Origin of the sequence: Candidatus Alcyoniella australis, from assembly GCA_030765605.1 — a bacterium.
Classification (GTDB): Bacteria; Lernaellota; Lernaellaia; order JAVCCG01; family Alcyoniellaceae; genus Alcyoniella; species Alcyoniella australis.
Map to the genome: position 1 here is coordinate 20,123 of JAVCCG010000098.1, position 22,302 is coordinate 42,424.

Annotated in this window: 21 protein-coding genes; 12 read left to right on the top strand and 9 right to left on the bottom strand. The window is 63.8% G+C overall.

The genetic code is table 11. The features are described 5' to 3' along the window. Positions 1–48: 48 nt before the first annotated feature. A complete protein-coding gene (locus P9M14_11250; GenBank protein ID MDP8256315.1) occupies positions 49–384 on the top strand; it encodes a LysR family transcriptional regulator in 336 nt (111 codons plus the stop codon). A 45-nt stretch (positions 385–429) separates the two neighbouring features. Here the strand turns inward: P9M14_11250 and P9M14_11255 are convergent, their stop codons facing one another. After that, a complete protein-coding gene (locus P9M14_11255) occupies positions 430–1,200 on the bottom strand; it encodes a hypothetical protein (protein ID MDP8256316.1) in 771 nt (256 codons plus the stop codon). Continuing rightward, complete coding sequence (locus tag P9M14_11260; GenBank protein MDP8256317.1) at positions 1,193–2,005, bottom strand: hypothetical protein; 813 nt, start codon at positions 2,003–2,005, stop codon at positions 1,193–1,195. Before P9M14_11260 ends, P9M14_11255 begins: the two co-directional genes overlap by 8 nt. Positions 2,006–2,090: 85 nt before the next feature. Between P9M14_11260 and P9M14_11265 the strand changes: the two genes are divergently transcribed. The 4 genes from P9M14_11265 to P9M14_11280 all read left to right on the top strand — a co-directional run bounded on the left by P9M14_11265 (position 2,091) and on the right by P9M14_11280 (position 6,571). Continuing rightward, positions 2,091–2,918 (top strand): substrate-binding domain-containing protein, encoded by an 828-nt coding sequence (locus P9M14_11265; GenBank protein ID MDP8256318.1) that lies wholly within the window; start codon positions 2,091–2,093, stop codon positions 2,916–2,918. A 7-nt stretch (positions 2,919–2,925) separates the two neighbouring features. Next, complete coding sequence (locus tag P9M14_11270; protein ID MDP8256319.1) at positions 2,926–3,618, top strand: ABC transporter permease; 693 nt, start codon at positions 2,926–2,928, stop codon at positions 3,616–3,618. After that, entirely contained in the window at positions 3,618–4,298 is a 681-nt protein-coding gene (locus tag P9M14_11275) for an ATP-binding cassette domain-containing protein (protein MDP8256320.1), read from the top strand. Before P9M14_11270 ends, P9M14_11275 begins: the two co-directional genes overlap by 1 nt. 302 nt (positions 4,299–4,600) lie before the next feature. Further along, positions 4,601–6,571 carry a hypothetical protein gene (locus P9M14_11280; GenBank protein ID MDP8256321.1) on the top strand — a complete coding sequence of 657 codons (1,971 nt, stop codon included), beginning with the start codon at positions 4,601–4,603 and terminating at the stop codon, positions 6,569–6,571. A 6-nt stretch (positions 6,572–6,577) separates the two neighbouring features. Here the strand turns inward: P9M14_11280 and P9M14_11285 are convergent, their stop codons facing one another. The 3 genes from P9M14_11285 to P9M14_11295 form a co-directional block, all read right to left on the bottom strand. Beyond that, the gene (locus P9M14_11285) at positions 6,578–7,366 is read right to left on the bottom strand and encodes a hypothetical protein (GenBank protein ID MDP8256322.1); all 789 of its coding nucleotides are present in this window, start codon (positions 7,364–7,366) and stop codon (positions 6,578–6,580) included. Between the two features lie 92 nt (positions 7,367–7,458). Next, the gene (locus tag P9M14_11290) at positions 7,459–7,767 is read right to left on the bottom strand and encodes a hypothetical protein (protein ID MDP8256323.1); all 309 of its coding nucleotides are present in this window, start codon (positions 7,765–7,767) and stop codon (positions 7,459–7,461) included. A gap of 49 nt (positions 7,768–7,816) precedes the next feature. Then, on the bottom strand, positions 7,817–9,430 hold the full coding sequence (locus P9M14_11295; protein MDP8256324.1) for a hypothetical protein: 1,614 nt from the start codon (positions 9,428–9,430) through the stop codon (positions 7,817–7,819). Positions 9,431–9,670: 240 nt separating this feature from the next. Between P9M14_11295 and P9M14_11300 the strand changes: the two genes are divergently transcribed. The 7 genes from P9M14_11300 (at position 9,671) to P9M14_11330 (ending at position 18,265) form a co-directional block, all read left to right on the top strand. Beyond that, complete coding sequence (locus P9M14_11300) at positions 9,671–10,273, top strand: hypothetical protein (protein MDP8256325.1); 603 nt, start codon at positions 9,671–9,673, stop codon at positions 10,271–10,273. 121 nt (positions 10,274–10,394) lie between these two features. Next, positions 10,395–11,570 carry a thiolase family protein gene (locus P9M14_11305; protein ID MDP8256326.1) on the top strand — a complete coding sequence of 392 codons (1,176 nt, stop codon included), beginning with the start codon at positions 10,395–10,397 and terminating at the stop codon, positions 11,568–11,570. Between the two features lie 103 nt (positions 11,571–11,673). After that, positions 11,674–13,971: an efflux RND transporter permease subunit gene (locus P9M14_11310; GenBank protein MDP8256327.1), complete on the top strand. Its 2,298-nt coding sequence runs from the start codon at positions 11,674–11,676 to the stop codon at positions 13,969–13,971. Beyond that, positions 13,968–14,195 carry a hypothetical protein gene (locus P9M14_11315; protein MDP8256328.1) on the top strand — a complete coding sequence of 76 codons (228 nt, stop codon included), beginning with the start codon at positions 13,968–13,970 and terminating at the stop codon, positions 14,193–14,195. Before P9M14_11310 ends, P9M14_11315 begins: the two co-directional genes overlap by 4 nt. 46 nt (positions 14,196–14,241) lie before the next feature. After that, positions 14,242–16,137: a CocE/NonD family hydrolase gene (locus P9M14_11320; GenBank protein ID MDP8256329.1), complete on the top strand. Its 1,896-nt coding sequence runs from the start codon at positions 14,242–14,244 to the stop codon at positions 16,135–16,137. After that, on the top strand, positions 16,137–17,147 hold the full coding sequence (locus P9M14_11325; protein MDP8256330.1) for a hypothetical protein: 1,011 nt from the start codon (positions 16,137–16,139) through the stop codon (positions 17,145–17,147). Before P9M14_11320 ends, P9M14_11325 begins: the two co-directional genes overlap by 1 nt. Further along, positions 17,147–18,265: an endonuclease/exonuclease/phosphatase family protein gene (locus P9M14_11330; protein MDP8256331.1), complete on the top strand. Its 1,119-nt coding sequence runs from the start codon at positions 17,147–17,149 to the stop codon at positions 18,263–18,265. Before P9M14_11325 ends, P9M14_11330 begins: the two co-directional genes overlap by 1 nt. A 394-nt stretch (positions 18,266–18,659) precedes the next feature. Here the strand turns inward: P9M14_11330 and P9M14_11335 are convergent, their stop codons facing one another. The 4 genes from P9M14_11335 to P9M14_11350 all read right to left on the bottom strand — a co-directional run bounded on the left by P9M14_11335 (position 18,660) and on the right by P9M14_11350 (position 22,280). After that, positions 18,660–18,854 (bottom strand): twin-arginine translocase TatA/TatE family subunit, encoded by a 195-nt coding sequence (locus P9M14_11335; GenBank protein MDP8256332.1) that lies wholly within the window; start codon positions 18,852–18,854, stop codon positions 18,660–18,662. Between the two features lie 31 nt (positions 18,855–18,885). Then, a complete protein-coding gene (locus P9M14_11340) occupies positions 18,886–19,023 on the bottom strand; it encodes a hypothetical protein (protein MDP8256333.1) in 138 nt (45 codons plus the stop codon). A 31-nt stretch (positions 19,024–19,054) separates the two neighbouring features. Further along, the gene (locus P9M14_11345; protein ID MDP8256334.1) at positions 19,055–21,130 is read right to left on the bottom strand and encodes a M14 family zinc carboxypeptidase; all 2,076 of its coding nucleotides are present in this window, start codon (positions 21,128–21,130) and stop codon (positions 19,055–19,057) included. Positions 21,131–21,323: 193 nt separating this feature from the next. Further along, positions 21,324–22,280, bottom strand: a complete 957-nt coding sequence (locus P9M14_11350; protein ID MDP8256335.1) for a DUF6263 family protein — start codon at positions 22,278–22,280, stop codon at positions 21,324–21,326. Positions 22,281–22,302: the final 22 nt, after the last annotated feature.

Consider the following 22,302-nt stretch of genomic DNA (forward strand, 5'->3'; position numbering starts at 1 on the left):
TTGACCATGAAGCGTCCTTAGGCTAGAACCATGTCATTGGAGGCATAATTGGAAGTCAAGACCAAAGTATGGATCGAGGACGACAAGGGACACGTGGTCTTCGGCGGCGGCAGGATGAAAATCCTGCAGGCCGTGCAAGATCTGGGATCCTTGAACAAGGCCTCCAAGGCACTGAAAATGAGCTACCGCGCGGCCTGGGGCAAAATCAAAACGACCGAGGAGCGACTGGGACTCAAGCTGATCAACTCGCAGATCGGCGGGGGATCCAGAGGCGGCTCGCAGCTCACCGCAGAGGGTCTGGCCCTGCTGGACAAGTACAATACCCTGCAAAGCGAGCTACGCGACATTTCCAATAAATACTTCGACGACCTGTTCAATCACTGAAGCCGATCACCGATGGAGGGGCGAGCGTTGCATTGCGGACGCGGGTTAGGCGTAGATCCGCACGCCCGTCTGTTCTCCGGCCAGCGCGCGAGCCAGCAGCTCGGGCCGCAGGCCGTTGACGATCCGTACTTCGCGCAGCAAATGCGCGCCTTGCAGCAGATCGAGCAGACAACGTTCGACGATCAAGTCGGGCAGGTCCATTTGCCGCAGCTGGTCCACGCTCAAATCGCCGAACAACTCGGCGCTCGGATCCTTCTTGGGGTCCGTGGCGTACATTCCGTCCTCATCCTTGACGTAGATCATCGCCCGCGCGCCGATCGCCTCGGCGGTCAGAAAGCTGCCCGCGTCGGTCCGATATTCGGGAATGCGACCCGCGGCCGGCGGCGTGGTCCAATAGCCGTAGGGCGGCATGCCGGCCAGCACCGGAAGCTGGCCCGAGCGAACAAAGGCCGGGAGCTGTTCGAACAGCTCGTCGGGAACGTAAACTCCGCCTCGGTCGGCCAGCAGCATCTGCACCATGCGCGCGTTCTGCTTGGCCACGGCCGCGCCCAACCTCGCCAGCACTCCGGTGGGCAGACCCAGTTCCACGCCCAGATGGTAGGCGTGCCTGGCGCGGGTTCCTCCGCCAGTGCAGATCACTAGCGGCTCGCGCACGTTGCGCAACACCTGGATCAGCGGCAACACAGCCGCGGCTCCGCGGTCGATGATGCTCTGTCCGCCGAGCTTGATCACCGTCACGTCGGGCAGCAGCCGTAGCGGCGCATCGGATCGTTGCGCCGCGAGCACGCGGTCGCTAAACGCGACCCGCTTAAGCATCTCCGGGCTCCAGCGCTGTGCCCTCGGGCTCGCCGCGCACACAGCGCTCCAGGGGCCCGGGCTCCAGGCCGCTGATCAGCCGCACCTGGCGCACCCGGCGGCAGCGCTTCAAGATCCGCGCGAACAGCGGCTCGAGCGGTCCGTCGCCTTGATCGAGCGCTGCGAGCCCGGCCGCGTTCAGCCGCTCGATGGGCTGAGCTTGGGGATTGCGTCGCGGATCAGCGTCGTAGATCGCCGGAACGTCCTTGAGCAGCAGCAGGCTGCATCCCAGGGTCTCGGCCAGCAGCAGCGCGCCGCAGTCGCAGCCGTGCATCGGCACGTTGCCGCGCTCGGGCGGAAACTCCCAGTATTCGTAGGGCGGATACGAGGTCAGGATCGGCAGCTTGCCCAGGGCCAGGAAGGTCGGCAGCAACTCGATCTCGTCCTTGGGCAGGCGCACGCCGCCGCGTTGTGCCAGCAGCGCCCAGAGCATCAGAGCGTTTTGTTCCGCGGCGCCGCCGGCCACTGCGGCCAGTCCGCCCGCGGGCAAGCCCAGCTCGAGGCCGATGCTCAGCACGTGGCGCTCGCGCACGCCGCCGCCGCAGCTCAGCGCAAGCTGGTGCTCGTTTATCAGCTCCGCCGCCTTATCAGCCAACGCCTTAAGCGGCGCGGCCCCGGCGTCGAACACCGAGCCGCCCACCGCCGCCAGCCAAAGCTTTGGCAGCAGCGGCAGCTCCTCGCCGCCGGTGCCGGCGATCACCCGGCGATCGACCAGGCTCTGGGCGGCCAGGCTCGACTCGATGTGTTTACGTTCGTCCTTGGGCATCGGCCCTGGGTAGCACAGATCGAAACAGCCAACAAGACAGCCGAGAGACACGTCCGATAGAAATGAAAAAAACCAAGGAGAAAATATGAACCGGAAACTTGTTTACTCGTTGACCATCGCCGTACTGGCGATTGTCCTGGCGCTGGGTGTGTGCGTGGCGAGCGCCGAGGAGATGCGGATCAAGTTGGCCACGACCACCAGCACCGACAACTCGGGGCTGTTGGCCTACCTGCTGCCCGAGTTCGAGAAGGCCAGCGGCTACAAGGTCGACGTGATCGCCGTGGGCACGGGCAAGGCGATCCGCCACGGTGAGAACGGCGACGTGGACGTGATCCTGGTCCATGCCCCGGCGGCCGAACAAGCATTCGTCGATTCGGGATTCGGAGTGCAGCGCGTGGGCGTGATGGAGAACGACTTCATCATCCTCGGGCCTGCCGACGATCCGGCGGGAATCAAGGGCCTGTCCGTGACCGAGGCGTTCGCCAAGCTCGCCGCGAGCGGCCAGCCGTTCATCAGCCGCGGCGACGACTCGGGCACCCATAAAAAAGAGCTGCTGATCTGGGCCAAGGCCGAAATCGAGCCCAAGGGCGATTGGTACATGGAGGCCGGCCAGGGCATGGGCGCCTGCCTGACGATCGCCGACGAGAAGAAGTGCTACGTTCTCGCCGACCGCGGCACCTACCTGGCGCGCAAGAAAGGGCTCGATATCGTCGTACTGAACGAGGGCGACCCGCTGCTGGCCAATCCCTACGCGATCATCGCGGTCAATCCGGCCAAGCATCCGCACGTCAACACCAAGGGCGCGCAGTCGCTGATCGACTGGATCACCAGCCCCGCGGCGCAGCAGCTGATCGGCGATTTCCGCGTGGACGACGAGGTGCTGTTCAAGCCCACGGCCGCAGCGCAGAAGTAAGGCAACGATGAACGATTGGAGTACGGGGGTCATTCAGGCCCTGCATCTGCTGTTCTCCGGCGACCCGCAGCTGTGGACCATTGTCTGGACCAGCCTCTGGATCTCGCTGTGCAGCACGCTGCTGGCCTCGTGCGCCGGCGTGCCCGCCGGAGTGCTGCTGGCCCTGCGCGACTTTCGCGGTCGCGAGACGTTGATCTCCGTGCTCCACACTATGCTCGCACTGCCCACGGTGGTGATCGGGCTGTTCTGCTACGTGTTCATCAGCCGCCAGGGACCGCTGGGCGAACACAACCTGCTGTTCTCGCCCGCCGGGATCATCATCGGCCAGACGTTGCTGATTTTTCCGATCGTCGTCACCTTCTCGCACAGCGCGTTGGCCGCGGTGAGCCGCGACGTGCGGGCCACGGCCCTGACGTTGGGCGCGGGCGCGGCGCGCGCATCGCTCAGCGTGGTCAACGAGGCGCGCTTCGGCATTATGGCCGCGCTGACCGCGGCCTTTGGCCGGGCCATCGGCGAGGTCGGAATTTCGATGATGCTCGGCGGCAACATTAAGGGCTTCACCCGCACGATCACCACCGCCATCGCCCTGGAGACCAGCAAGGGCGAGTTCGCCCTGGGCCTGGGCCTGGGCGTGGTGCTGATCGCCTTCGCCCTGACGATCAACCTCACCACGCGCCGCCTGGGAAAGCAGGGCAGCTGATGAATACCGTGCACGAAGCGGCGATCAGCGTCCGCAAGATCGAGCATCTGTACGGCAAGCAACCGGCGCTGCGCATCGATGAACTCGACGTGCCCCAGGGCAAGGTGACCGCGCTGGTGGGTCCCAACGGCTCGGGCAAGTCCACGCTGATGCTAATCGCGGCGCTGCTGATGCGCCCGACGCATGGAGAGCTGCGCATCTTGGGGCGGCCCACGGATCTCGGGTCCGATCGTTTCGAGCTGCGGCGCAGTATGACGATGGTCTTTCAACGGCCGCTGTTGTTCCGCTCCAGCGTGGCCGACAACGTGGCCTACGGCCTGCGCTGCCGCAGCCTGCGCACTCAGGAACGCGAAGAGCGCGTGCGCCAAGCACTGGAGCTGGTGGGTATGCAAAAACTCGCCACGCGCGCGGCCCGCGGGCTGTCCGGCGGAGAGGCTCAGCGTGTGGCCCTGGCCCGCGCCCTGGTGCTTGAAACCCCGCTGCTGCTGCTCGACGAGCCAACCGTGGCCCTGGACCGCGACTTCCGCCGCGAGCTGGAGCAGCTGCTGGTCCAGCGCTGCCGCGACTTGGGCACGACCGTGGTGATCGCCACCCACGAGCGCGGGTTCGTGCGTCGCGTGGCGCAAAACGTGGTCTACCTCGACCAGGGAATGATCGTCGACGCGCCCGAGATGTACTGATCCAAACCCAGCGAGCCGCCAGGACATGCAATTAAAATCATTATTAATATTTATGCTATACTGGGTTGGTCCACTCCACGACCCGGAATACCACTGGGAAACAAACCGTGACTCTGCGGCAGACTTGTTTGGGTATCACAACCTCAACGTTGACATTGGTCGTTGTTGTGCTGTGTCTGCTGATGGTGACAAACGGTTGCGATGCCGGTCAACTCCCCGCCCCGAACCTTCTTGACGGATCGCCCGACAAATCGACGATTACCAACAGGGACGACGATCCCTATTTCCTCAGGGAGCGCATCGTGGGATACCATCCGGGAGCGGGTGGAATCTCCTCGGTAATCGGCCTCGACGGCACGCTTTACACTGCGGCGGCCCACGACACCGTGCTGTTCCTTTACAGCCAGAGAGACGGCGAGGTGGCCAAGGAGCGCGTGGCCTTTGACGCGCGCTGGCCCGCACTGGCCCTCGACAGCGAAGGCTGCCTGCACATCGCCTTCCGCGACCTACGGCACCAGGCGCTGGGCTATGCCCTGCGTTGCGAAGACCGTTGGTCAACCCAGGTCGTGGACGATTCGGGCAATGTGGGCAGCACGCCTTCGATCGCCCTGGACTCGGGGGGCGGGGTGCATATCAGCTACAACGATCTGGCGAACGGCGAGCTGAAGTATGCCCACGGCGCAATGGGCGACTGGACGGTGGAGATTTTGGATGGGCACGAGGTCTACGCCGGCCTAAGCTCGTCGATCGCGATCGAATCGGCCGGGACCGTGCATATCGGCTATTTCGTGGTCGACGTACGCGACACCCTGCGTTACGCCACCAACGAAGGCGGCCAGTGGTCGATCAGCATCGTCGACTCGGGAATCGTCGAGGGTGCCTTTGCCTCGCTGGCCCTGGACTCGTCCGGCACGGTGCACATCGCCTACTCCGACCTGCTGGGCACACGCCTACGCCATGCCTGGGGCGACCTCGAAGGATGGGAAACCGAGACGGTCGATCCCGAAATGTTCAGCGGCGCGTTCTGTGATCTGGAAATCGATGATGAGGACAACCTGCACATCGCCTATCACTGGCACCTGGGGCCACGTTACGCAGTCAAGGTCGACGGCGAGTGGCGGATCACCCAGCTTGGCGATGTGCTGCTCTTCGGCCTGAACGTCACCCTGGCCCTGGGCCCCGAGGGCAAGATCAACGTTGTGTTCGCCGATGTACCGCACCAGAGGATGATCAAGCTCGGCAATGAGGAGGGCGGGCATTGGGGGATCAACCCGCTGCTCTACCCACAGATGATCGAGCCCCCCAACGGCTACGTCCGTGACGACCCGCCGCCGATGCTGGCCCTGAACTCGAACAACGTCGCGCATGTCTGCTTGTGCCGCACCGGTCTGCTGACGCAGCCGGGCATGGCCTATGCCACCAACGAATCCGGCCTGTGGCGCATTGAGGTACCCGATCCGGACACGACATACGAATGCGAGTTCTCAATCGGCCTGGACAACGTCGACGTGCCGCACATTTTCTATACCGTCTCCGGACGTAGCGCGTTGCAGCACGCGGCGCGAACTGCCCAAGGCTGGCTGATCGAGCAGATCCCCGAGGCGGGCGATGTGTCCGGCATGCACTCCTGGCTGTTCGATGAGAACGATCACTTCTTCGGCACATACCCCTCCAACGAGAAGGGTGTACTGTACGGTTTATTCCTGCTCACTGATGCCTCGGGACAATGGGAAAGAGAACTGATTAGCCGCAACTACGCCCGCGACTCCAAGCTGGCGATCGATTCCCAGGGCGTGGTGCACGTCGCCTTCAGGAGTAATGACAAGCTGCTGTACGCCGAGAACTCGAACGGCGAATGGCTCTGCCAGACCCTTGAGGAAGACGACCGAGTCAACGAGCTGTCAATGCAAATCGACCACGACGACGTGCTGCACCTGGTCTATGCTTCAGCCCAGAACGACGCAGCGAAAGAGGCGGTCCGTCGTCTGATCTACATGGTCAAGGCTGATGGCCAGTGGCAATCCCAGACGCTCGTAGAAAATGAGAGTTGTTTCGTCATCCGCGCCGTCGGACTACAGCTCGATTCCGCCTCGGAGCCGCATCTCTTCTACAAGGATGCCGGGATTACTTATCATCTCCGTAGAGTCGGCGGCCAGTGGTCCAGCGTATTGATCGATGTAAATCCCGAGTCAGTGCGCATCGACTCCGAAGATCGGCTGCACGACTGCCATTACGATGGTAATTACTGCGCGGTCTACGGCGTGTTCGAGTAACTCCGGCTAATCCCCGGGCAACTCTTGATCCACCAGCTGGAACAGCCGCGCCAAATTTTCCGCCGACACAGCCGACTCGAAGATCCCCGCGCTGAAACACAGCGTGTCGCGAAAGCCCGAGAGACCGCAGGCGAACGCCGGCGGAACCGCCGGCGGACACAGTAAGTGCGCAGCAATCACAATCGGCCCGTCGAGCCCGAGCAGCTCATGGTCCACGCGTCCCATGTTGGTCATGGTCGGAGGCATGTTCCCCGAGCTGATCATTCGGCCGAACATCCGGCGCACCATCGACCGCCGCCAGGCAAACGGCAGAGCCCCCATTAAAAGGTACGCCACGAGCATGAACGGCAGGCCGATCATATCGGCCTTGATCGGGTCGATCTGCGCCTTGACCGCGTCCAGCGTGTCCGCGAAGTCCTCGCCCAGCTCGTAGCCCAGGTTGGGCTGAAACATGAACGAGCTTAGGTTGCAAAGGGCCGCGCCGCGTCCGCCGGGCAGGTAGCGCCGCAGGTCCACGGTGCCGGCCAGGCGCAGGGCCGAGTCGCCCTGCCAGTCGCTGAAACGCGCCAGTCCGCGCAGCATGCCGGCCACGGCCAGGTCGTTGAGCGTGGCGTTGCGCTTTGCCGCAAAGGCGCGCAACGCCTGCACGCGCTGCGGTCCCAGACGATGGATCACAAAGCGCGGCGCTCCGCTGTGTTGCTCGCCGACTTTAAACGTCATGCTGCGGTACGGCCGTAGCGCCAGCAGCTGGTCCGAAGCGTGTCTGCGCAACAGATGAAACAGGCTGCGCGGCAAGAAGCCGTCGTAAATCTGGCGTAGCGAGCGCGAGCCGCGGTTGGGCTGCGGCCGGTGGTGCGCATCGTCGCCCAGCGCACGATAGATCTCGGTCAGCCGATAGAGGTACTTCTTGACTCCGCCTCGTCCTCGGCCTTGCCCTGGGCCAGAAATTGCACCGCGTCGAGCTGCTCATCGGACAGCCGCTGCCAGTAGGGCACGGCCCAATGCTCGACAAAGCGGCAGCCGAGCACCGGCTCGGCGTCGCACAGCAAACGCATTGCCTGCGCCAGCCGGTCGCGGTCGATCCGCCCCTCGAGATCGAGCACCGCGTGAATCTGGCCGACGAACAGCGAATCCATCGCCAGCACCGCCTGGTCCAGGTAGCTGGCGCGGATTTTCTGCGGGGTCGAACCCTGCATCACACCCCTTCCCTTGATTGCTTGGAATCCAGTCGCCTTGGCACGAGTGTCAATAGTCCAGGCCCAGGCCGAACAGCGCCTGGACGGCCCGGCTGCCAGCGGAGGCGAGCATGAAAAACGGGTCGTGGGTGCGCGCCCAATGTCCGGGCGTACCCGGACCGAGTCGGTCGAAATCAAGGCGAAACACACCGCAATGCGTGGAGGTGAAGTAGACGCTGCGTCCCTGGTCGTCCACGTCGAACCAACGGACCCAAGGCGGCGCGTAGATCCGGTCGATCAGCGACAGGTCGTCCAGCGAGCGCAGCTCGAGGTATGGCCCGAACCCGCCCAGCAGCAGCCGACGCCCCGGGACGTCAACGTGCAGCGCGCGCACTCCGGGCAGCGAATCGATCAGCGCCGTGGTCTCGTAGGTCGCGGCGTCCACCACCAGCACCTGGCCTTGCAACGGCAGGGCGACCAGCACGCGATCGGTCTGCGGGTCAAAGCCGATACGGTCGGCAAAGGGCGGAATCGCGATTCTGCGTCGCTGGGTGAGAGTGCGCGCGTCCAGAGCCACCAGCGCGCCCGGATCGAACAGAGACAGGTGCAGCTCGTCGCGCGCCGGGTCCAGGGCGTAATAAGCGATGCTCGCATTGTAGGTCGCCTCGATCCGGTCGGCCTGCGGGTTGAGCAGCACCAGCCAGCGCATGCAGTAGCTGATCAGCGAGCCGTCGTCCGGACGAACGGCGGTGCGCCATAGATGGCCGCCCGGCGGCCGATCGACCAGATCCAGGGGGTTGTCGATGCGCACATCGCGTACTGTTCGCAGGTCCGCGGCCCGCACCAACAGCGTGCGTCCTACGTTCAGATTGCACAGCACCACCAGGCCCCGACGCTCGTTATAGCCCACGCCCTGCATGTTGGGCATAAAATCGAAGTTGGAGGCCAGCCGCTCGCCGCTACGTTGATCGATTTTAAACAGCCCGTCATTGTTGGTCGAGAGGATCAGCCCGCCGTTCTGACGGTCGATGATCACCTGGTAGTACTCGCGCGGATCCAGACGCGTCAGCGCCGGACCGAACGCGGTCTGCGGATCGAACGGCCCGGGCGCGATGATCCAGGGCAAAAACGGCACAACCAGCAGCAGCAACGCGGGCAGCACGCGCAACGGAATCAGCCGCGGCCCGACCCGACGGCGATAGGCTGCCCAGACCAGCGTGGGCGCGAACAGGTCGGCGATCAGCACGCCGCGCACCAGCGCCCGGCGCAGCTTTTCGCCGAGGCGTCCGCCGATGTAAAAATAGAGCGCCGCCCAGAGGTTGAATCCGACGTAGACCGCGCAGACCAAGGTCCAAACCCGGAACGCGCCCGGACGCCGTAGCTCGACCGCCGAGACGATCAGCCCGGCGGCCACCACTGCGGCCAAGCATGTGAGCGCGAGGATCGGCCAAGACCAGCCGCAGTCGTCGCGGCGGGAGCCGGGGACCAGCAGTGCCACAACGGCCGCGGGCAGCAGGGCGTAAAACAACTCACGGTAAAGGTCGAGCTGCTCGACTAAAAAAAACAGCTCGTTGGAGATCTGGCCATCGGGGAAGAACCCGGACAGTCGCAGTTTGAGCGCCATCGCCAGGACCAGCAGCGGCCAGCTGCCACGGATCAGGTAGATCCACCAACCGAACCTCATACTGCGATCCGGTGCTGGATTATTTGCAATCGCACTTGTCATCTTGCGACTAACCTGGAGTATTGAAAGAGGTTCGTCAATGCAACCAAGGTTCGGGCCGGATCGCTGGATCGATTACCGTAAGGTATGTAGGATAGATGTAATCATATGTACGCCAAGGCTCCATTTATCCGCCTTATCGCTGCATTGTCCGGCTTTTTCAGGCGACCGTCGGCATGGCTGATCGGCTTATGCCTGGTTGTGGTCTGCAACCTCTTGCTTGCCGGCAACATCCTCACCGATCAGCTCGAACTAGAGCGGGCGATGCTCGCCAAGGGACCGGCGCTACCCGCGCTCAACGACGGGGTGGACGATATCGACTTGTACCAACTGAACGATCCGTTGGTCGAATCGTTGTTGCGCATCGCCGAAAACAGCAACAACTACAGTCTGCACCGCTATCTGGGCGAGGTCTTCCTCGAGCGCCCGGACTACCAGCAGCTGGCCGAGCAGGAGTTTCTCGCGGCCCTGGATGCGGCGCAATACCTGCCCGACGGGCTGACCCCCTATCAGAAGCCTCCGCGCTGTCCGCACATGGGACTGGGCGCGATTTACATGAACCGCGGCGACCTACGTGCCGCAGCCGAGCACTTCGAGACCTACATCGCCAACTCCGACGATAACGCGGCAATCAATCCCACCCGCTGGCAAGCGGCCCTGCTGCGCTCCAAGCTCGGTGATTACCAAGCTGCACGCTATCAACTTGATGGGATCGTCCGCACCTCTGACAAAGATGCGCAACGCCTGCTCGCCCGGCTACACTGCGGCGCACTGAAAATCCGCCAACGCCTGGCCTCGGCCTGATCTAATCCAGATCGAATTTTAGGGGACTGGTTAGCCGCGCGCTGATCTGGTAAATTCCCTCGACCCGCAACTTGGCCCGCATTATTTATGCGGGCTGGATACCACTATAGGAGACGCCAAAATGAAGGAAGTGTGGATTGTCAGCGCCGCACGTACGCCCATCGGAAGCTTCGGCGGCGTACTAAAGGATAAGAGCGCCATTGAGCTGGGTGTAGTCGCGGCCAAAGAGGCGATCAAGCGCGCAGGAGTGGAACCCGACGTATTTCAAGACGTAATCGCCGGCCAGTGTATGGCCCGTTCCGATGAGCTGAACATGGGCCGCTGTATCGGCCTCGAGGCCGGTCTGCCCTTCACCGTCCCCGGTTGTACGATCCAGCGCCAGTGTTCGAGCTCAATGCAGGCGATGGTCTTCGGCGGCCAGCAGATCATGCTCGAAGAGAACGACTGCGTACTGATCGCCGGTGTCGAGGCCATGAGCCGTACGCCCTACGTGCTCTACGATATGCGTTGGGGCGCGCGGATGTGGGACAAGAAGGTCACCGACGCCCTGATGGAAGGTCTGGCCGACCCGCTGGGCCATTTCATGATGGGCATCACCGCCGAGAACCTGGCCACCAAGCACAACATCAGCCGCGAAGAGCAGGACGAGCTGGCCTACACCAGCCAGACCCGCGCCATCGCTGCGATCGACGCCGGCCGCTTCAAAGACGAGATCGTGCCGGTCGAGGTGGTTACGCGCAAAGGGACCACGATCGTCGACACTGACGAGCACCCACGCCGCGGCGTGACCCTCGAGAAACTGGCCTCGCTCAAGCCCGCGTTCAAGAAGGACGGCACGGTCACCGCAGGCAACTCCTCGGGAATCAACGACGGCGCCGCGGCACTGGTCTTGATGAGCCCGGAACGCGCCAAGGAGCTGGGTTGCAAACCGATCGCCAAGCTGATCGGCAATGCCGTGGCCGCGGTCGAGCCCGAATTGATGGGTTACGGACCGGTGCCCGCAGTGCAAAAGGTGCTCAAGAAGACCGGAATGGATCTCAAGGACATGGAGCTGATCGAGCTCAACGAGGCGTTCGCCGCGCAGTACCTGGCCTGCGAGAAGCTGCTGGGCCTGGACCGCGACATCACCAACGTCAACGGCTCGGGCGTCGCCCTGGGCCACCCGGTGGGCTGCACCGGCATCCGCATCGTCATCTCGCTGCTCTACGAGATGGCAAGACGCGACATGAGCGTCGGCCTGGCGTCGCTGTGCGTCGGCGGCGGCATGGGCAAAGCCGTGATCGTGGAGCGCATCTGAGCAGCAAGGCTGCTAATCGGATTTTTACAGGCGGGCCGTTTGAGCCCGCCTGTTTATTTTTTATCGAACCTTTAACCGGGGCAATCATTCAAAGCATCTGATTATGGAACGTTGTTTCAGCTACGTGCTGCGCCACCGCTGGGTCGCGCTGATAGTGCTGCTGCTGATCAGCCTGGCCGCCGTGGCATCGCTGCGGCGCGCGGTATTTGCCTCGTCCATAGGCCAGATGTTTCTCGGCGAGCACCCGGGCTACGCGCGCTACCTGGAGCGTATAAGCGAGTTCGGCAGCGACGAGGTGGTGCTGGTCGCCATTGAAGAAGACGACGCGCTGAGCAGCCCGGGCCGCCAGCGGCTGGGGCGAGCGGTCGGCGCGGTCCGCGAGCTGCCCGGCGTGGTGCGGGTACGCAGCCTGCTCGACGCCCAGCGGGTCCAGGGCGATGCCCAGAGCATCTGGGTGCGCGACTACGCCGCGCTGGCCGAGCAAGATCCCGGACAGATCCCGCAGCTTATCGAACAACTGACCCAGGATCCGTTCTACGGCGGCCTGCTGGTCTCGGACGACGGCGCGCACCACGCGGTGATCGTCCAGCTACAAACCGAGGACGACCGGCCGGTGGAACAAACGCCGGAGCTGATCCAACGCATCCTCTCCGCGTTTACCGACGCGGGCTACGCGCGCGAGTCGCTGCATCCGCTGGGCGCGCCGGTGAGCTTCAGCTCGGTGGTGTCCGAGAGCATCGCCAATATCAGCACGCGGCTGCCGCTGGTTGCCGTGCTGCTGCTGCTCACCGTGTGGCTGATGTTCCGGCGCATGTGGCCGGTGCTGGTGACCTCGCTGGTCGCCGCTCTGGCCTCGCTGTGGACCATGGGTTTCGCCGTGTTGCTCGATCCGCGAGTAAATATCCTGGCCAGCATGGTGCCGATGGTGATCATGATCATCGCCTTCTCCGACGTGGTCCACCTGTGCAGCGCCTACCTGCTTGAGCTCGGCGCGGGAAAAAGCAAATCCGAGGCGATCTTGCACAGCGGCTCCGACGTGGGACGCGCCTGCCTGATGACTTCGGCCACGACCTTCGTTGGTTTCGTCTCAATGTCGATCGTGCCCGCGCCGATCTTCCGCCACCTGGGGCTGGTGCTGGGCTTCGGCGTGGCCGTGGCGCTGTTGATCGCAGTGACCTTGGTGCCGATCCTGTTCTCGCTGATTCCGCAGCCCAAGCCCTGGCGCAGGGGCGCGGCCGGTCGCGTACAGGACCTGCTCGATCGCTTCCTGCACGGCGCGGCGCAGCTCGCCGCCGCCCGTCCGCGCACCTTGATCGCGCTGTTCGCCCTGCTGGGGCTAGTCGCGGTCTACGGCATGACCCGAATGCACGTCGAGACCGACTTCGCCAAGCGGCTGACCTACGACCATCCGTTGCGCGTCGATGCCCGCTATTTCAACGCACACTTCGGCGGGGCCAACTCGGTCGATATCTACGTTGACTCCGGCGAGATCGACGGATTGCTCGACCCCGAGCTGATCGGGCTGGTCGCCGCTTATCAACGCGATTTGGCGCGCCTGCCCGGGGTGACGCGCGTCTCCTCAATCGTCGACCTGATCGCGCCGCTGCATGCGGCGATCCACTACGGCCAGAGCGCTCCGGGCGACTTGCCGCGCACGCGCTCGGCCCTGGCCGACGACTTTCAACTGCTCGAGATCAAGGGCTACAACGATCTGGAACAGCTGATCGACTTCGACCGTCGCCGAATGCGCCTGACCCTACAGCTTCCCGAGGAGGGAGTGCGCGCAACCCAAGAGATCGGCGAGCAGGCCGCGCGTCTGGGACGCCAGATGCTTGGCGAACAAGCGGACGTGGAGGCCACGGGTATGCTGTTTCTGCTCGGCCAATGGCTGGGCGAGATCGTCGCCGGACAGCGCCGCGGCCTGGCCTTCGCCGTGTTCACCATCGCACTGATGATGATCATCGGCCTGCGCTCGTGGCGCGTGGGGCTGTGGTCGATGATCCCCAACCTATTGCCGCTGGCCGTACTCGGCGGTTACCTCGGTCTGGCCTGGGAGCAGATCGACTCCGACGTGCTGGCGCTGATGATGATCGCCCTGGGCATCGGCGTGGACGACACGATCCATTTCCTGATGCGGCTGCGCATCGAGTGGAAACGCCACGACGACGTGGAGGGTGCGCTACGCAGCACATTCAATTTCTCCGGCCGCGGGATCGTGATCACGACAGTGATCCTGGTCGTGGGATTCGCACCCTTTGCCTTGTCGGACTACCTAAGCGTGAACATGCTCGGCACCCTGTTGCCATTGACGTTGATCGTGGCGCTGCTCGCGGACTTGCTGCTTCTGCCCGCCCTGGTTAAGGTCGGATTGCTAAGTTTTGATGAAAGATCACAACAATGAAAATCGACGACGAGAGCATCGCGCGCATCCGCGAACGACTGCGGATACTGGCAACCCAGGGGATCGAGCCGGACCTCTACTGTTCTTTCAGGTGCAGCTTCTCCGACTCGGGACAGGCGCAGCACGCGGCCTGCCTGGCGGTCAACGGCGTGCATTGCCGATTAATCGAGGGTGTGGTGGAAAAGGGCGCTCCATGCCGGGTGCGCTCACTGATCGAGACCTGAGCACGGCCCGGCCGTTCACAGCCAATTTCAACGTCGAGAACCAATCATGCGTAGAACACGAAACTTGAACCTTGGATTGCCGGCGATCCTGCTGCTGATCGCGGCCCTGGTCTGCACAGCTTGGGCCTGCGCGGGATCGCGCCCGGCCAAGGCCCGGCTGGATCGCAATTGGTACCTTGACGATGCGCAGCAGCGGGAAGCGACCGAGGCCGGCCGCGTCGTGCGCAGCTCGCTGTACCTGACCATGCGCGACGGCGTGCGTATCGCCGTTGACGTCTACCTGCCCGCGAACCTCGAGCCCGGCGAGAAGCTGCCCACGCTGCTTAACCAGACGCGCTATTTGCGCCACCTCGAGCTCTACCCGCCCTACAACGAACTGCTGATGCCGCCCGAGGAGATCCTGCAAATTGTCGGACTCGGATACGCCGTGGTGCGCGTGGACGCCCGGGGCAGCGGAGCCTCGTTCGGCACACGCCCCTGCCCGTGGTCGGCCGACGAGGTGACGGACGGCGCCCAGGTCGTGGACTGGATCATTGAGCAGCCGTGGTCCAACGGCTTGGTCGGCGCGGTGGGTGGATCCTACGAGGGAACCGCCGCCGAGATGCTGCTGGTCAACCGCCACCCGGCGGTTAAGGCCGCAGCCCCGATGTACGCGCTGTACGACGCTTACGCCGACATCGCGTTTCCCGGCGGAATTCACCTCTGGTGGTTCACCCAGATCTGGCAGCGCGGCAACCTGGCGATGGACGCCAACGACCTGTCGCAGGCCGCATGGTTCGCGCCGCTGTTCACCAGCGGCGTCTCGCCGGTGGACGACGATCATGACCGCGTGTTGCTCGAACAGGCCGTTGCCGAACACGCGACCAACTACCATGTACACGAAGAGGCCGCGCAGATTTTCTATCGCGACGACGTGAGCAACGGCGGTTTGCACATCGACAGCTTCAGCCCGCATCATTATCTTGGGCAGATCGCCGAATCGGAAGCCGCGATCTACAACTACAGCGGATGGTTCGACGGCGGATATGCGCACTCGGCCATCAAGCGCTACCTGACCATGGGCCAACGACCCCAGGATCGGCTGATCCTCGGGCCCTGGGATCACGGCGGCGACGATCACGTGCGGCAATTCCAGCGGCCCTATCGCTCGAACTTCGATCACATGGCCGAGCTGGCCCGCTTCTTCGACTATCACCTCAAGGGGATCGACACCGGAATCTACGACGAGCAGCCGGTGCACTACTACACCATGGGCGAGGACACTTGGCACGCGGCCGATACCTGGCCGCCGCCCGAGGCGCAGCCCGTTGCGCTGTATCTGCGCGCCGACGGGACCCTCGATTTTGCGCCCCCCGACCAGGTGCAAAGCGTGGAGTACGCGGTGGACCCCAAGGCCGGTACCGGAGGCTACGCCCGCTGGAACAGCCTGGCCTTGGGCATGGCCGTGCGCTACCCCGACCGCCGCAAGGCCGATCGGCGTCTGCTGGTGTTTCAAAGCGCGCCGCTCGATCAAACGCTGGAGGTAACCGGCCATCCACTGGTCCACCTCTACATCAGCAGCTCCAAGACCGACGCCGACGTGTTCATCTACCTTGAAGACGTGGACCCCGCGGGGCGCGTGGGCTACGTCAGCGAGGGCATGCTGCGCGCCTCGCACCGCAAGCTGTGCGACGAGCCGCTCTACACCACGCCCGCGCCGTGCCACAGCTTTCTGCGCGCCGACGCCATACCGCTGGAGCCTGGCGAGCCGACCGAGCTGATCTTCGACCTGCAGCCGACCTCCTACCTGTTCAAACGCGGCCACAGCCTGCGCATCGCCGTGGCCGGGGCTGACGCCGACCACTTTCGGCCGCTGCCCGGAGATCCGTCGCTGCTTACGGTGCATACCGCCCCAAAGCTTGCCTCACGGATCGTGCTGCCGCTGATCGTGCGAGATGAGTGATGAAAATCGTGACCCAAGCCTTTTCCCGCGCCGGGCTGATGGGCAACCCCGGCGACGGCTATTGCGGCAAGGCGCTCGCGTTGAGCGTGCGCAATTTCAGCGCGCAGGCGACCATCGAGCCCAGCGCGCGGCTGTGCATCGCGCCCCAGCGTCAAGACCTGCTCGAGTTCGACAACGTGCAGCAGCTAGTGCGCGGCGTGCGCGAACACGGTTATTACGGCGGCGTGCGACTGCTCAAGGCGACGATCAAGCTCTTTGCCGAGCACTGCATTGCCCGGGGGATAGAGCTGCGCCCGGATTGCTTCACCATCAGCTATTGCACCACGATCCCGGTGCAGGTCGGACTGGCCGGATCCAGCGCAATCATCACCGCCGCGATGCGCGCACTGATGCGCTTCTACAACGTCGAGATCGAGCGCGAGCTGCTGCCCTCGCTGATCCTGAGCGTCGAGCGCGAGGAGCTGGGCATCGGCGCGGGGCTGATGGACCGCGTGATCCAGGTCTACGAGGGACTGGTGTTCATGGACCTCGGCCGCGAGCTGGTTGAAGGTCGGGGCTTGGGCGACTACGTGCCGCTGGACCCCGCGGCCCTGCCGCCGCTTTACCTGGCCTACAACGAGGGCTTGGCCAAGGGCAGCGAGTTCACGCACAACCCGTTGCGCGCGCGCTTTGAACGCGGAGAGCCGGAAATGCTCGCGAAAGTCGCTCAACTGGCTGAGTTGGCCGTACGCGCACGAGAGCTGCTCGAACACGGGCGCGGCGACGAGCTCGGGTCGCTGATGGATGAGAACTTCGATTTGCGCGCCGCGCTGTGCAATATCGGCCCGGGCGATATGCAGTTGATCAACATTGGCCGCGAGCTGGGCGCGCATCCCAAGTTCGCCGGATCGGGCGGCGCGGTGATCGGCGCGTTCGATGGCGACCCACAGCGCCTGGAACGTCTGCGCCGCGCCTACGCCAAGATCGACGCCACGCTGATCGTGCCGCAGATCGCGGCCGAGGAGGACTGATGCGCTTCAGCCTCGGCGTTGCGGCCCTGGCGCTGGCATTGTCGCTGCTGCCGGTCGGGTGCGCGTCGCCGCCGGACGGGGGAGAGATGGACCGTACATTGACCGTGATCGACTACAACCTCTGGCACGGGCTCAATCCCGTAGGGCTGCTTAAGTTCGACGAGTTCGAGACTCCGGCCGAGCGTGAGCTGCGGCTCGAGGGATTCCTGGCCCAGGCGCGGGCCCTACAGCCGGACCTGATCTTTCTGCAGGAGGTCAACCCGGTGCCGGGCCTCTCGGCGCGGATCGCCGACGAGCTGGGCATGCAGCGCGTGTTCCAGGTGGGCAACTCCGGAATCAAGATCGGTTCTCTGGGGCCGCCGATCAACCTGCGCTCGGGCCTGGCGATCTTGGCCGCCCCACAGTTGCATCTTGAGAAGCTCGACGGCTGCAAACTCTCGGGATCGACCGGGCGTTGCGGCCCGTGGCTCTCGATCCAGACCGGGGAGTTCCGCTACGCGCTGGTCGCCCGCGTCGAGATCAACGGCCGCGAACTGATGCTGATCAACACCCATCTGCACCACGGGATGGAGATCGACCAGCAGGTGCGGCAGGGGTTGGATGAGCTGGTCGATAAAGGAACGATCACGCGCGAGCAGGCCGACGCTGCGCTGGCCGAGGTGGCCCTGGCCTCGCAGCGCAGGCGTAGCGAGATCGAGCGCGCCTTGGACTGCGCCGCGGACGCCGGTCTCGACCAGTCCACGCCCGTACTGTTTGCCGGCGACTTCAACGCCTCGCCCGATGCCCCCGAGCTCACGTGGCTGAAAAGCCATCTGGGCTTCGCCTCGGTCACTGACGATAGCGACCCGCAGAACCTGCTTTACACCTGGGACCCCCAGCGCAATTCCAACACGCTGTTCGTCAGCGATTTCAAGCCGCCCAGCGACGGCGAGGGGCTGATCTTCGCGCACCTGGGGCAGACGCTGGTTCATCAGCGACGGCGGCTGGACTACATCTTCACGCGCTCCACCGGCTCGCTGCTCGAGCCGCGCGAGTCCGGCCTGTTCGCCGACCAGCCGCGCAACGGCACGATGAGCTCGGACCACTTCGGCGTGTTCGCCAAATTCGAGATCAAATAAAGCAGCTATGAGCTGCACCAAAACTCGCAAGCGAACCTTGCGCGTTGCTCTACGATATTTTCCGCGTCGCGGAGTGGATCGTAGGTAACCGACAAACGTAATACACGAGATTTGTGCCGACTCAGAGCCGCTCGCGTTGGATGGGGCGGCAAGGTGAATTGTTTTAATTAATCTCGAGCCAATACCCCGCGAGCCTTCACCTAATAATGTTATTCAACATTATTATCCCTCCCCGATGCTTAGTCGCGGGGTGGATCGTTGCATCAAGACCGGCGTACTGCGCGAGCCTTGCCGCGGCTCCAAGCCGCCTCCAAGGTGCCCAAACAAAAACCGCACCTGCTGGGATGTCGGTCCCGGCCGGTGCGGTCTTGGTCGCAGGTGCGTCAGGCGGCGGCTACTCTGCCTTGTCTTCGTCTTTGAGCTGTTTATCTTTAGGCGTCACGTCGATCTCGTCATGGTTGGCCTTGCGAAACTCGCGGATGCCCTTGCCCAGGCCGGCGCCGATCTCAGGCAGCTTGCCCACGCCAAAGATGATCAGCACGATGGCCATAATAATTACCAGCTCGCCCATGCCCAAATTGCCGATCATGGTCTTTCTCCTTGTTTAGTCGGCCGACACTCTAACGGAAAAACCCGGCCAGCAGCCCCCAGCCGAGGATATCGTCGGCCGTGGCGAAACATAACAATAGCGTATAGACGATCATCGCCGCAAGAGCGAGTTTGCCGGTCCGGCCGCCCTCTTGATCGCGCTGTTCCATCCGCCTTTCCTCCTTAATCGAACGGCGCTGCTCAGCCGCAGCACGCGTCGTCATCGTCGTCGTCGCCCGCACTATCGTCATCGTCGTCGTCGTCATCGCCGCCGGTGATCACGATGTAGTCGGCTTTGGTTTCGACGTTCTCACCGGCCACGCCCAGGCCGGTGAGTGAAACCGTGTAGATGCCCGGCGTATTGAAGATGTAGGTCGGCGAGTTCTCGGTGGACGAGCCGCCGTCGCCGAACTCCCAGTACTGCCCCAGCAGGCAGCCGGGCAGCACATCGATCGCTGAGCTGAAGTTTACGCTCAGCGGCGCGGCTCCCTGGGTCACGTCGGCGCTGAAGTCGACGACCGGCGCCTCGCAGGGGACCGTAACCACTACCGCGTCGAGATCGAAGCCCGGGGTCGCTCCGCTGCCGCCGCTGCCGTCGTCCTCGATCTTGATGTAGCGCGCCTCGGACAGGCCCGAGGGCGAGATGTCGAGGTCGGTAGTGCCGTCGGCCACGCCGATCACCTGCCAGGGCCCCAGCCAATGCTCGGCAACGAAGATCGCAGCTCCCTCCGGGTCGGAGCCGGACTCGACGATCTGCACGTCGGCCCCGGCCGAATCGACGATCGGCGTACCAAGGCCCATGTCGAGCACCACGTAGCCGTCGTTGCCGATGGAGTAGGCATAGCCATCGGGCGCACCCAGGGCGGTCAGGGGCATCGAGGGATTGGCGTGGGTCCAGCCATCGGCGCGGTCGTTGGCGATCACGCGCATGGCGTAATATTCGGGAGTCGCCGCCGGCACCAGCTCAAAGCTGAGTTCCTCTTTGGATCCGTCGAACACCTGCGCGGAGGATGTGGCCGGGGCGTAGCCGTTGGCCCAGGCGACCACGGTCCAATCACCGGCGCGGATGTAGCGGTGGAAGTCGCCAAGATCCGAATCGCTGTAGAACGCCCAACCCTCCTGGGCGATGCGCAACATGGCGAACAGCGGCGCGCCCGAGGCCGCGTCGACCACCGTGCCGCTCAGCCCCTGGTCGAGCACATCGAGCAGCGCCAGTTGGCCGCTGAGATTGCGCGCATTGTAGCTCGGAATCTGCGAGTACGACGGCGTCTTGGTGCTGCTGACCTCGACGATGAACGCCATGGCGCCGCCGGCCAGATAGTAGGTCTCCTCGCTGATGCCCTGCACCTCGTACCAATCGTAGCCGTTGGTGATCGGATAGCTCGCGGCGCTGCCGTAGACAGATGCAAGCCCGCTCAGCGTGGTGTCGTCCGGCGCGAGTTGGGGTTGGGAATCCATCGGGTAGTTGATCGTCTCTGCACCCGAATGATAGTTCGCGCCGAAGGTCAGGGCGTGCTCGAGGAAGAACTCGGTCACCGCCTGCAATTCGGGTTCGCTGCCGCCGACTCCCGAGCCCTCGTAGAAGATCGGGAACGAACGGTTCAGATCTTTGCCGTGGGAGTTGTAGCGTGTGCTCGCGGTGCAGCCGTCGGGGTTGAGCATCGGCATGATGTAGATCTCGAACCCGTCGACCAGCTGCTGTACGCTCGCGTCGCTGTCGTACGTGCTGAGCAGATGGTTGGCGAGGTTGATCACCGCCTCAAAGCTGCTCCATTCGTCGCCGTGGATTCCGCCATCGAACCAGACCTCGGGCTCGGGCTCGTTGGTATCGGCGTTGTCGCTGATTTTAATCACCCACAACTCGCGGCCATCCACGCTCTGGCCGATGCTGAAAAGCTGCGTCAGCGCGGGGTAGCCGTCGGCCAGGTTGCCAAGCAGCGCGGCCATCGAGCTGTAGTCGTAATACCCGTCGGGCTTGGGCGAGGAGAGCTGCTGCGGTGTTTGCAGCACCTCGATCTCGTAGCCCAGGGCCTCGAGCTCGTCGATCTCCTGCGGATTGAGAAACGCCTTGAGCCCGAACTCGTCGGCCCCGTCGACGATCAGTCCCATGTGCGTTAAGGCGTCGCGCTCCGCGCGGTCCTGGGTCAGGATCAGACAGTACGACTCGTTGGCGTAATCGCGAATCTCGTCCTGGGCCGCAACCACCGTACAAGCCAGCAGCACCGCCAGGGCGCTTGATATCGCGAGAGTCAAAGCTGAGGCTCGTTTACGTCTCATGGTTGGTTCCTCTATGCGGCTTTGAGCCGTTGCAAAACTCGCGTATCTCTATGGTCGTTTACTAAAAATCCACTCCGCGTCGCGCAGAGCATCATTGAACAATGACTACTGTCCGCTCGCGTGCTTTGCCGCAGCGCCAAGCTGCCTGATTGATAAATCATCATGAATAATCCGGACTGGGGTTTCAAGCGAGCTAATGCACCGTCTCGGTGCTCAGACTGCGCTCGAAGGCCAGGCCCACGCGGCGCGGTTCGCCCTCGTGCTCAAAGGTCAGCCGGACCTGGGTGGTCGATTCGATCGAGACCACAACTCCCTCGTGGCGGTCCAGGACCATCGTCCCGGCCAGGGAGCCGACTTCGACCTCGTACTTAACTCCGTGCAGGTCGTTGGCCGGAAACTCGAGTTCATCGATCAAGGGCGCGATATCGGCGGAGAAGCTGATGATCGCCAGCGAGTCGTGTCGGCCCTCGAGCCGCTCGAGGGTATAGCGCGTGCGCAGCTCCAGATCGCCCAGCAGCGGATCGCTCCACGTGCGGTTCGCGTGCCAGCTGCGGCCGGGCGAGACCCGGCCCGCGGGAAGCGGCGGAAAGCGCAGATGCAGCAGCCGCAGCAGGAAGTCCGAGCGCAGCACATCGGCCAACCGCTTTGCCAGCTCGTCGGCCTGGGGCCCCTCGCCCAATGCCTGGGCAATGCTGCGGGCCGCCCCGTCGATCCCGTCGACCAGCTCGATTGAGCCGTCGTCGTTTAGGGCGATGGTGACCGGCCGCTGGAGCAGCATGGTCATCGGCGCGTAGGCCTCGCGCGCCAGGAGATCTTCGTCTTGACTGTCGAAGCTGCGCCGCGGTCTGCTGGGCAGATCGTTTTCGCTGATGAACCGGCTACAGGTCAGACGCATCAGCCGCGGGCCGCGTTGCTCGGATTTGAGGTGCTCCAGCCGGTAGTAAAGCGTGTGGCTCTCGACGAACTGGTGGGGCACGCCCTGGATCGAGCCGACCCCGCTGATCCGCTCCTGGGCGCGGTATTCCAGCGGCCGTCCCGGGTCGGGATCATAGGTCAGCCGCACGCCCTGGGCGCAGCCGGGAATCAGCCAAGCCGCCCACAGCGCGGCGAGGACAATCGATCCCCATCTGAAGCACGGTTTGCGTTTCATCTTAGCCCGTATTATTCACGAA

Excerpts from the sequence above, each read along its gene's own strand:
- P9M14_11275 (MDP8256320.1), top strand. The coding sequence starts at position 3,618 with ATGAATACCGTGCACGAAGCGGCGATCAGCGTCCGCAAGATCGAGCAT.
- P9M14_11270 (MDP8256319.1), top strand. The coding sequence starts at position 2,926 with ATGAACGATTGGAGTACGGGGGTCATTCAGGCCCTGCATCTGCTGTTC.
- P9M14_11295 (MDP8256324.1), bottom strand. The coding sequence starts at position 9,430 with ATGAGGTTCGGTTGGTGGATCTACCTGATCCGTGGCAGCTGGCCGCTG.
- P9M14_11310 (MDP8256327.1), top strand. The coding sequence starts at position 11,674 with ATGGAACGTTGTTTCAGCTACGTGCTGCGCCACCGCTGGGTCGCGCTG.
- P9M14_11335 (MDP8256332.1), bottom strand. The coding sequence starts at position 18,854 with ATGATCGGCAATTTGGGCATGGGCGAGCTGGTAATTATTATGGCCATC.
- P9M14_11345 (MDP8256334.1), bottom strand. The coding sequence starts at position 21,130 with ATGAGACGTAAACGAGCCTCAGCTTTGACTCTCGCGATATCAAGCGCC.
- P9M14_11255 (MDP8256316.1), bottom strand. The coding sequence starts at position 1,200 with ATGCTTAAGCGGGTCGCGTTTAGCGACCGCGTGCTCGCGGCGCAACGA.
- P9M14_11260 (MDP8256317.1), bottom strand. The coding sequence starts at position 2,005 with ATGCCCAAGGACGAACGTAAACACATCGAGTCGAGCCTGGCCGCCCAG.
- P9M14_11325 (MDP8256330.1), top strand. The coding sequence starts at position 16,137 with ATGAAAATCGTGACCCAAGCCTTTTCCCGCGCCGGGCTGATGGGCAAC.
- P9M14_11290 (MDP8256323.1), bottom strand. The coding sequence starts at position 7,767 with ATGCAGGGTTCGACCCCGCAGAAAATCCGCGCCAGCTACCTGGACCAG.
- P9M14_11330 (MDP8256331.1), top strand. The coding sequence starts at position 17,147 with ATGCGCTTCAGCCTCGGCGTTGCGGCCCTGGCGCTGGCATTGTCGCTG.
- P9M14_11320 (MDP8256329.1), top strand. The coding sequence starts at position 14,242 with ATGCGTAGAACACGAAACTTGAACCTTGGATTGCCGGCGATCCTGCTG.
- P9M14_11315 (MDP8256328.1), top strand. The coding sequence starts at position 13,968 with ATGAAAATCGACGACGAGAGCATCGCGCGCATCCGCGAACGACTGCGG.
- P9M14_11265 (MDP8256318.1), top strand. The coding sequence starts at position 2,091 with ATGAACCGGAAACTTGTTTACTCGTTGACCATCGCCGTACTGGCGATT.
- P9M14_11305 (MDP8256326.1), top strand. The coding sequence starts at position 10,395 with ATGAAGGAAGTGTGGATTGTCAGCGCCGCACGTACGCCCATCGGAAGC.
- P9M14_11350 (MDP8256335.1), bottom strand. The coding sequence starts at position 22,280 with ATGAAACGCAAACCGTGCTTCAGATGGGGATCGATTGTCCTCGCCGCG.
- P9M14_11340 (MDP8256333.1), bottom strand. The coding sequence starts at position 19,023 with ATGGAACAGCGCGATCAAGAGGGCGGCCGGACCGGCAAACTCGCTCTT.